Below are 9,601 nucleotides of genomic sequence, written 5' to 3'. Positions count from 1 at the left end.
AGTTTTTTGACAATCCTATTTATAGTACTATCTTTGCTGTATTAAAATATAGTACAGATGTCATTACGATACAGATTAGCATTTTATTTATTCGGATTATTAATTGGATTTTACTTTGTTGGTGAATTTTTATCAGCAAAAGCGACTTCAAGAGGTGTTACGTTTTGTTATTTTCCAAATTGCAGAGTCATAAAAGATATTAGAAGCAAACCTTTTAAAACATCTGCAGCAGTGGATAGCATTTTTGCTAAAAAAACAACCACTATGAAAGCCATTGATGAAGCGATTTCTAATGGTGATGTAGATTTTTCAAAAAGTAACGTTCCATATAAAAATGGAAAAAAATACATAATTGATTCTCAATTATCTGAAAATAAAAAAGTTACCCTTACAATCATAAACGAATCTAATAAAGTGATTTTAGAGGATATACAATTTAATTAATTATTTATATTTTTTTTCTTGCAAATGTAATATTTGAGTGTATATTTGCACTCGCACTACGAAAGTAGTGCATTTTATTGGGGCAATTAGCTCAGCTGGTTCAGAGCATCCCGATATATCGGGAGGGTCGGGGTTAGAAGAATAAAGATTACAAATATTGGGGCAATTAGCTCAGCTGGTTCAGAGCACCTCGTTTACACCGAGGGGGTCGGGGGTTCGAACCCCTCATTGCCCACAAAGTCCTTAGAAATAAGGACTTTTTTTATACGCCAAATTTATATTATATGCCATTTTTCGTTTACATACTCCACAGTCCCACTAAGGATAAATTTTATATTGGCTTTACTTCTGACTTAGAGGAAAGAATTATCCGACACAATCAAAAAAGCAAAGGTTTTACTGGAAATACAAACGATTGGAAAATCGTCCATTCAGAAACCTATAATACAAAATCTGAAGCTTTGGCGAGAGAGAAACAAATTAAATCTTGGAAAAGCAAAATTAAAATTCAAGAATTATTGAATAATAATTAGCTCAGCTGGTTCAGAGTATCCCGATGCAATCGGGAGGTTCGGGGGTTCGAATCCCTTTCCGATAAATCGGGACAAGCTATTGCCCACAAAAAAACAGATTCAATTTTTTGAATCTGTTTTTTTTTGTTCTTACTTGAACTTTTTCTGTGTCTTAACTATAAATAAACTCTTTAAGTAAATTTCTGATGCCAGTAGTCTTTTAAACACTAATTTAGTCTTTAAAATTGCTTTATTAAATTTAAATATTCTACGCTTTTTTTAAGTTTGTACAACGGAAGTGTAGTCATTAACTCTTTTGCTTTTTCTTCGTCAATACCTTTAAATATTAAAATTGCACCATTTCGTTCTTTTCTTAAAAATAAGCTCTCTAATACACCTTCTTCTTTCCATTTTGCAACAACTTCTTGCTCATGTTTTAAAATTTCTTGAAAATTGCTTGGAATATTTTCCATGTCTAATGTTAGGATTGCTTGTATTCTGTTTTGTTCCATTTTATTTAGATTTGAAGGTATAATTAAGTTCTAATTTTTCAGCTAAATAATTTGAAAAATTTATTTTTAAAACTTCTTCAGAATGATGAATTAATTGGACAATCGTATTTTTAATTTGTTCAATTAAAATCGCTTTTTTATCATCCATTAATTCCAAACCGGAGTGTTGCAATCCTTGTTTTAGTAGTAATCGTTTCTCATTTGTAATGGTTTCCATAATTTCAATTACACCTAAATCGACCATAATAAAATGCAGACCAAGTTTTTTCAACTCGTCTTTAACTGCGATTTTACAGCGGGTACTCACCATGTATTTGATATATAGTTTCAAAAAAATAAGATTTTTAATTACTATCAAAGGTGACGTTTTAAAGCTAAATTTTGTTATACTTTAACTTAAATAAGTGGTACAATTCAGATGTTTTCTAAAGCAATTCGTTTCTTTTCTTTTAATTTTTTAAAGAACGACGGTGTTAATCCCGTGACTTTTTTAAACTGTTTCGATAAGTGCGAAACACTGCTATAATTCATTATGTAGGAAATTTGCGTAAGATTTAGTTCGTCATAAAGTAGTAATTCTTTCACCCGTTCAATCTTGTGTGCAATAATAAAATGCTCAATAGTAATACCTCTAACCTCAGAAAATAACTTAGACAAATACGTATAATCCAAACCCATTTTTTCGCTAATATAATCGGAATAAGTTACTTTAGGCAATTCATCAGAATAATGAACCATCTCAATGATAATGTTTTTTATTTTCTCAATCAGCACCGATTTTTTATCATCCATTAACTCCAAACCCGACTTCAACAGCAAATCATACAATTGTGTGTGCTGTGCTTCCGTCAAATCTTGCATAATTTCAACGATACCTAATTCTAAAATAACAAAGTGTAGCCCAAGGGATTCCAGCGCTTCTTTTACCACTAATTTACAGCGGAGACTTACCATATATTTTATATAAAGTTTCATTGTTGTACTGCTGATGTTAATTTATTAGTAACTAAGAGGAACCGCTATTCTTCGTAACCGCTTTTTATAATGGTAGAAAGCATTTTAAATTTTACATTGGCATTAAAGCAATGTTTGGCATGTGCAGGAATAATAATTCCTTGACCTAATGAAAGTTTATGTGTAATTTCATTAATAATTATTTCGGCAGTACCGTCAATAATTTGAATATAATTATCAAATGGAGAGGTTTTTTCTGCTAACTCTTCTCCTGCATCAAATGAAGAAACCGTAATATTACCCGTTAATTTCTTTAAAATAGTTTTACTTAAAACGGCATTAGGAATATATTGAATGATTTCTACAATAATATGCGCCTGTTCTTTTTCAACTTCTGGAGTTTCCATCTGGATAGCGTTACTTCTTAAGATCCAAATTTCGCAAAAAGCGATGGCATTGAAAAAGAAGTACCGTAACAAAGGTGGTGATATATATTGGATAAACTGCTACAAAAAGATTTTAAAATAGTTTTCTACTTAATCAATATTATACGATGTGGAAAATCTTAGCGTTCTTATTTTACAAACGTTAGAACCTAAACAAGTTCAGGTTGATAAGTAGCGAGTTCAGGTAGACAAGACAACTTTTGTCATGCTGAAGTTGTTTCAGCATCTGACTCTAAGTTTGTTGCGTTCGAGTGGTTCGTTTGGAGCATTCGAAAACTAAGTTTGTTGCCTTCGATAGCTAATTTTGTTGCCTTCGAGAGCCTCAGGCAACAAACTAGACTACTAAAACGGTGACTGAGTTTCTCAAAACAGTGGCTGAGGCTCCTGAAACGGTGGCTAAGGCTCTCGAAGCCACCGTCACTTTACTTCTATTAATCGTTAAAGGATTTGCGCACGAGCGGGAGCTAAATTATATATCAAGCAAAAAAAAATGGACAATATTTAAAATATTGTCCATTTAAATTAATTAAAAAAAATTATTGAAGAATAATCTTTTTAACTCCTAATATTTCTCCCTGTGTAGTTTCAATTTGTACAAAATACAATCCTGAACTTCCCCAATTCTTTGTAATAATTTCTTCTGTTGAATTTTTAACAGATATTTGGTCTATTACTTGTCCTAACGCATTCACTATTTTTAATTTCAATTCTTGAAAATCCAAATAACTATCACCTACAGAAAAATATAATATTCCTTTTGTAGGATTTGGATAAAGTTTAAAAGTATTTATAAAACTGTCTTGTACACCAAGATTAACATTAATTACAGAAAAATTCATTGGCAACGAATCACCTATTTCTAATGGGTTTCCTAATTGATTGTTAGCAGCATCAACATATGAAGTTACTTGTGTTTGTGGTAAATTTGGCAATGTCGTTTTAGTTTTAAGTGTTACTTTAAACAATAACCCTTGACCGTTTATTGCTGCATTAGCATATCGGGTTAAACCAACACTGACTCCGGTTGCTGAATTGTAATTAATTGCCAAACAATCCGTATTTACAAGTCCAAAAATTGAACCCGTATAATCAATAGTTGCAGTACTCAAATCAAAAATAGTATTATCAAAAATAAGATTTGTAGATATTCCATACAACGAACTCAAACCTCCTGTATTAGTTAAATTTACGGTAAAAATTACTGTTTGAGGTAATACGGCACCATTAATAATAGAAACATTAGGTGTTACATTAAGAGCACCTACTACTTGAGCATTATTTGACATATTTGGCGCTATACCAAAAGGTTTATCGGAAGCTTGCCTAGCGTGAACCTGATTCATATTAAATCCAATAGCCGCTTGATCTGCATTATTTATTACCCCATCACCATTAGAATCAGCAAATGTTTTATAGGCATTGCTATTTAAAAAACTGTGATTATATCCCCATAGTGTAGCGGGTTGACCCGACCATTGAATAGTTGCATTGGGTCTAACAGGGCCCGTAGAATTGTAAAAGTAGCCAATAGGCAATAAATCGGCGGTGGTAACCACATTTGAATTATTTAAATCGCCTGGCCAAACTTTTATTTGATTTGTAAAAGTAAAGCAATATTGACCTTGATTGGTTAAACCACAAGCAGTTCCAGTAGAATTATATGTATTTACATCGTCTAAATAAAAACAGAAAACGGTTCCGTCTGGTATGGGAATGTTTTTGGTTACAAATTTAAATGTATAAAACAGCCCACTACCGGTATAGCCGGGAACAGCTCCAATTTTAGTAATTCCAAAATCATACTCTCCATTGGTTACAATTGGATTAGTAGCTATTACATCTGCTAAAGGACCTAACAAGGTACTCGCAACATAACCTGAATAATCTAAATATTGACTTACAGCGGCATTTCCTTTTAACTTCATATACAAGCTATACAAATCAGTTGCATTTGTCAATTGAACATTTACAGTAATGGTATCAAAAAGTCCAACAACCGAATTATTTGTAGTTGATATACTTATATTACCAATATTGGGTAGTGGATTTACATTAACAGTAATTGAAGTAGATTGCAAACAACCATTTGAGTTAATAAAACTAGCTGTATACGTTGTTGTTGTACTTGGATATACTATTGGATTAGAAATTGTTGTTGAACTAATATTTATATTGGGTGTCCATTGAATATTGCTAGGTGAACCAAAAAAACCATTTAGCTGAAGCTGAACGGTGTTACCGTTATTTATACTTACACTGGTTGCGGTTGTACCATCTGCAGAAATACTTGAAGGAGAATATAATGACGTTACAATTGCACTAGCCGCATTTGAAACACAATTAGTAATTACATTTGTTACCACTACTGTATAAGTTCCTTCAGATGTTGCATTAAGATTAGCATTAGCATTTAATAGTAAGACACCATCTTTAAACCATTGAAAAATATAATCAACATTATTTAATCCTGTATTTAACAAGTAAGATTGATACGGATTTCCTTGAGCATCCACACAAATGTAGCCATCAGTCAAGGAGACTATTGGTAACGGATTTACTGTAACAGAAATAATTTGTGGAGTTCCTAAACATCCATTTGCACTTGGAGTTACTTCATAAACTACTGTTCCTTGTGAGAGCCCTGTGGTGAAAAGTGTTTGATAAATGCCGCTTCCAGTTCCATTGAATGCACCACTCACGCCAACACTACTTAATACGCTCCAATTAAAAACAGTATTAACCATTGTTGCTGCAAATGATATATTTGTTGTACTTTCTGAACAAATGAATTGATTTGAAGTAGATGAAACAAAAAAAGGTTGCGGATTAACCGTAATTTGAATTTGTTGTGGAGTTCCAAAACAACTTCCTATTTGTGGTTTAACTTCTATATAAATGGTACCACTTTGGATACCGTTTAAAGTAACCACTTGGTCAATATTCGCCTGGGTACCACTAATTGCACCCATATTTACATTACTTGATGTTGCATTCCAAATAAAATTAGCACCTGTAACCGTACTTGTTAATTGTGAGGCAATATTTAAGGTTCCTCCATTACAAATCACAATATCTGGAATTTGAGTTATAAATTGTGGTGTAGGGAATACTGTAATGGTTCCTGCAGCTAATACAAAGCCACAATTTCCTGTTAATGGAATGCTATAATTAAATGTTCCTGAAACTGTTGGTGTTCCACTTATTGTAATGGTATTAGCTGCCCAAGAAGCATTTACACCTGATGGTAAGCCATAATTGGTAGTGGTAGATGCAATACCTGTAGCACCTGTAGTCGTATGTGTAATTGGTGTTATGGGTAAATTGATACAAAGTGTTGGTGTAGCGGAAGGTGGTGATACTGTGTTATCTGGGGTCACAACAATAACTCCTGTAGCATTTACTGTACCACATTCTCCAGTCAATGGAATGGTATAATTAAATATTCCTGATACAGTTGGTGTGCCACTAATAGTAATAGTATTGGCAGCCCATGTAGCTGTAACACCTGATGGTAAACCTGTCGCTGTTCCAATACCGGTAGCACCTGTGGTAATATGTGTAATTGGGATTAAAAAATTATAGATACATAAATATGGTGTTGCTGAAGCTCCTGATACCGTATTAGGTTGTGCATTTATGTTTACTGTTACCAAACTTGAGTCATCAATACATGGTAACGTTCCTCCTGATATGGTATAGGTAAAAGTACTTGTAATTGCTCCTATAGCTGGTGTAAATGTTCCTAAAACTGAATTAAATACACCTCCTGAACCTGAGGTTTGCGTCCAAACACCACCTGATTGTTCGCCAGTAATTAAACTAAACAAATCAATTGTTGCTGTACTGGTCTCACAAATATTAGTCCCTCCATCTGTACCTGCATTTGGTTGTGCAATTATATTTACTGTTGCCAAACTTGAATCATCAATACATGGAAACGTTCCTGATAAGGTATATGCAAAAGTAGAATTTGTTGCTCCCATTGATGGTGTAAATGTTCCTGCTGTGGCACTAAATACGCCTCCATAACCAGAGGTTTGTGTCCAAACACCACCTGATTGTTCGCCAGTAATTAAACTAAACAAATCAATTGGTGCTGTACTGATCTCACAAATAGTAGTTTCTCCATCTGTACCTGCATTTGGTTGATAACAAAAAACTTGTTGAATCGTTAAGGTGTAGCCAACCGTTTGCTGTGCCGCACTTGATGATATTATAATATAATAGGTAGTTCCTGCAACTACTGCAAATGGATTTATGTTTCTCACTCCAGATGTGGTATTAGCAACACCCGCCAAACAAGTGGTTCCTGCTGTCCCAGGACAAGCGCTGTATACGTGTATGCTTGAACGAACATTGGTAGGCGATAAAGAAATAGCAATATTACCAGTAAATGTTGCAGTATAGGAATAAAATACATCGTTACCTGCCATATAATTTATTGCCGATCCACTACAACTTAGTGGTTGCGCAGTGTCAAATAAATCTAAATAATTGGCGGTGTTGTCAACTGTTTGGTAAGGCAAAGGGCCAACTACAATTGGGCCAGAACACGTATCTCCAAAAGATGCCGTTTGAAAACTGCTTGGGACAAACCAATCACTAGCAAAACCATTAGCACAAACAGAACGAACTTGAAATTTGTACAGCGTATTTGGTAATAAGCCTGTTGCAATAAATGGATTTGTGGTTACGTTTGTATACGTTGCAACACCTGTAAAAGGATCTGCAAATGGCACTACTTCTACTTGCCAAGCTGTAATTCCTCCAGGATTTCCCCAGCTTAATTGTGCACTGGTTGTGGTTTCAAGTGCTGTAGCTAATGGGCCAATAGGCGCATTACATTTTTGCACGACGTTTACATTGTCAACTAGCCACCTGTCTCCATTGTCATTTGTCATTACAAAGGCAATGTAAATAGTAGAACCTACTGGATATGTGGCTGGTATATCAATTACTTTCTCTTCATAAACATTCTCAGTAGCTGTCAAAGAAGCCTCATCCCAGGAAATAAGATTAGTAAAACTTGCAGGGTTAGTTTGTGAAGTGGTTGAAATTTTAATATTAAATAAACTTCCTTGAACTCCCGTTTGAGAAGTTTTGGTGTAAAATCGCAATTGTCCATTTGCTGGCACAGTAACTGCAGAAGTAACCATCCAGTCAATAGCCTGACCTGTAGCCACATTTTCTTTGTTAATTACTGCTGATTTACCAACACCCCCATAGGTGAAAACAGCTAAATTGGTTTCAGACCAACTCTGAACTGTACCTGTTCCTGTTTCAAAGGTTATCCAACCAGTTGGTGGAAATGTTGAGCCTTCAAAGTTTTGGGATAATTGTCCAAAAACGCTGAAACCTGCAAACATAAATAATAATAAAAATAGTTTTTTCATAAAAAAATTTATTAAATTACCTACAAATTTATGTAAATAAATACTACATTTTACAAAATAAATTAATAACGTCAAATAGTGTCGTTATTAATTTATAAATTTTAAACAAAAAGTTAAAAAAAGATTAATCCTAATAAAAACAATTACTTTTTTAAACAAAAAAACTATCCTTTCAAAAGGAGATGGTGTATAGATACTCCGTAGTTAGTGTATAGATAGTGTATGGATAGTGTATGTAAGAGGTATAAAAAAACTAATGGATAATTTAAGAAAATTATTTCAACAAACTAAAATCAGCCAATACCATAGCAGCTAATGCTTCTACAATAGGCACCGCTCTAGGCACCACACAAGCATCATGCCTTCCTTTGCCTTGTTGGTCTACAAGTTGTCCGTCTTGGGTTAAAACTTCTTGTTGTTGTAAAAGTGTAGCTACAGGTTTAAAAGCCACACGAAAATAAATATCCATACCGTTACTTATCCCGCCTTGTATGCCACCAGACAAATTGGTTTTGGTAGTGCCGTCTTCGTTAAATAAATCGTTGTGCGCACTGCCTTTCATTTCAGCAGCACAAAATCCTGAGCCATACTCAAACCCTTTTACCGCGTTTATAGATAGCATAGCTTTACCCAATTGGGCTTGTAATTTATCAAAAACAGGTTCCCCCAAACCAATGGGTACATTTTGCAACACACAAGTAATGGTGCCACCAACGGTATCGCCTTGCTTTTTTATTTCGGTGATGTAGTCTTCCATTTTAGCTGCTGTAGCTTCGTCCGGACATCGAACTGCATTGCTCTCAATTTTGGTAAAATCTAAATCTTGGTAAGGTTTGTCAATATAAATAGTTCCAACAGAAGAAACAAACGCAGTTATTTTAATTTCTGGGATAATTTGTTTGGCAATGGCTCCAGCCACTACCCAATTCACCGTTTCTCGTGCCGAACTTCTTCCACCGCCTCTATAATCTCTATTTCCGTATTTTTTATCGTAGGTATAATCTGCGTGACTTGGTCGGAAGGTTTCTTTTAATTGATCATAATCTTGAGACTTCTGATTTTCATTTTCAATTATAAATCCAATAGGCGTCCCTGTGGTTTTTCCTTCAAAAATACCTGATAAAAATTGTACCGTATCACTTTCCTTTCTTTGGGAAACCAGTTTAGATTGCCCTGGCTTTCTTCGATCTAATTCTGATTGAACAAAAGCTAAGTCAATGGCAATATTAGACGGACAACCATCTATAATTCCACCATAAGCCAAGCCGTGCGACTCGCCAAAAGTTGTTAATGTAAAACGTGTTCCTATAGAATTTGCCATGTAAAATATTTTTAGCAAT

At 34.2% G+C, this 9,601-nt stretch carries 8 protein-coding genes and 1 tRNA gene; 3 read left to right on the top strand and 6 right to left on the bottom strand.

Going from position 1 to position 9,601, the window contains the following annotated elements:
* Positions 1-57 precede the first annotated feature (57 nt).
* The 3 genes from ACIQ16_RS08575 (at position 58) to ACIQ16_RS08565 (ending at position 977) form a co-directional block, all read left to right on the top strand.
* A complete protein-coding gene (locus ACIQ16_RS08575; RefSeq protein ID WP_396150594.1) occupies positions 58-444 on the top strand; it encodes a DUF4258 domain-containing protein in 387 nt (128 codons plus the stop codon).
* 160 nt (positions 445-604) lie between these two features.
* Positions 605-679 (top strand) — tRNA-Val (locus ACIQ16_RS08570).
* A gap of 49 nt (positions 680-728) precedes the next feature.
* Positions 729-977 (top strand): GIY-YIG nuclease family protein, encoded by a 249-nt coding sequence (locus tag ACIQ16_RS08565; protein ID WP_396150593.1) that lies wholly within the window; start codon positions 729-731, stop codon positions 975-977.
* Between the two features lie 218 nt (positions 978-1,195).
* On the opposite strand, the gene ACIQ16_RS08560 is transcribed toward ACIQ16_RS08565, so the two are convergent.
* From ACIQ16_RS08560 to aroC, 6 genes are all read right to left on the bottom strand, one after another.
* Positions 1,196-1,468, bottom strand: coding sequence for a hypothetical protein (locus ACIQ16_RS08560; RefSeq protein WP_396150591.1), 273 nt, complete (start codon positions 1,466-1,468; stop codon positions 1,196-1,198).
* 1 nt (position 1,469) lies between these two features.
* The gene (locus ACIQ16_RS08555) at positions 1,470-1,799 is read right to left on the bottom strand and encodes a hypothetical protein (RefSeq protein WP_396150589.1); all 330 of its coding nucleotides are present in this window, start codon (positions 1,797-1,799) and stop codon (positions 1,470-1,472) included.
* An 83-nt stretch (positions 1,800-1,882) separates the two neighbouring features.
* Positions 1,883-2,443, bottom strand: a complete 561-nt coding sequence (locus ACIQ16_RS08550; RefSeq protein ID WP_396150587.1) for a helix-turn-helix domain-containing protein — start codon at positions 2,441-2,443, stop codon at positions 1,883-1,885.
* A 44-nt stretch (positions 2,444-2,487) separates the two neighbouring features.
* Positions 2,488-2,829 carry a cupin domain-containing protein gene (locus ACIQ16_RS08545; protein ID WP_396150585.1) on the bottom strand — a complete coding sequence of 114 codons (342 nt, stop codon included), beginning with the start codon at positions 2,827-2,829 and terminating at the stop codon, positions 2,488-2,490.
* Between the two features lie 575 nt (positions 2,830-3,404).
* Positions 3,405-8,261: a choice-of-anchor J domain-containing protein gene (locus ACIQ16_RS08540; protein ID WP_396150582.1), complete on the bottom strand. Its 4,857-nt coding sequence runs from the start codon at positions 8,259-8,261 to the stop codon at positions 3,405-3,407.
* Between the two features lie 274 nt (positions 8,262-8,535).
* The gene (aroC, locus tag ACIQ16_RS08535) at positions 8,536-9,582 is read right to left on the bottom strand and encodes a chorismate synthase (RefSeq protein ID WP_396150579.1); all 1,047 of its coding nucleotides are present in this window, start codon (positions 9,580-9,582) and stop codon (positions 8,536-8,538) included.
* Positions 9,583-9,601 lie beyond the last annotated feature (19 nt).

The sequence above is a fragment of the Flavobacterium sp. genome (genome assembly GCF_044360715.1).
GTDB lineage: Bacteria > Bacteroidota > Bacteroidia > Flavobacteriales > Flavobacteriaceae > Flavobacterium.
Note: the sequence above shows the minus strand (reverse complement) of the source record. Positions and strands in the feature narration are given on the sequence as shown.

Excerpts from the sequence above, each read along its gene's own strand:
- ACIQ16_RS08550 (WP_396150587.1), bottom strand. The coding sequence starts at position 2,443 with ATGAAACTTTATATAAAATATATGGTAAGTCTCCGCTGTAAATTAGTG.
- ACIQ16_RS08575 (WP_396150594.1), top strand. The coding sequence starts at position 58 with ATGTCATTACGATACAGATTAGCATTTTATTTATTCGGATTATTAATT.
- ACIQ16_RS08565 (WP_396150593.1), top strand. The coding sequence starts at position 729 with ATGCCATTTTTCGTTTACATACTCCACAGTCCCACTAAGGATAAATTT.
- ACIQ16_RS08545 (WP_396150585.1), bottom strand. The coding sequence starts at position 2,829 with ATGGAAACTCCAGAAGTTGAAAAAGAACAGGCGCATATTATTGTAGAA.
- aroC (WP_396150579.1), bottom strand. The coding sequence starts at position 9,582 with ATGGCAAATTCTATAGGAACACGTTTTACATTAACAACTTTTGGCGAG.
- ACIQ16_RS08560 (WP_396150591.1), bottom strand. The coding sequence starts at position 1,468 with ATGGAACAAAACAGAATACAAGCAATCCTAACATTAGACATGGAAAAT.
- ACIQ16_RS08540 (WP_396150582.1), bottom strand. The coding sequence starts at position 8,261 with ATGAAAAAACTATTTTTATTATTATTTATGTTTGCAGGTTTCAGCGTT.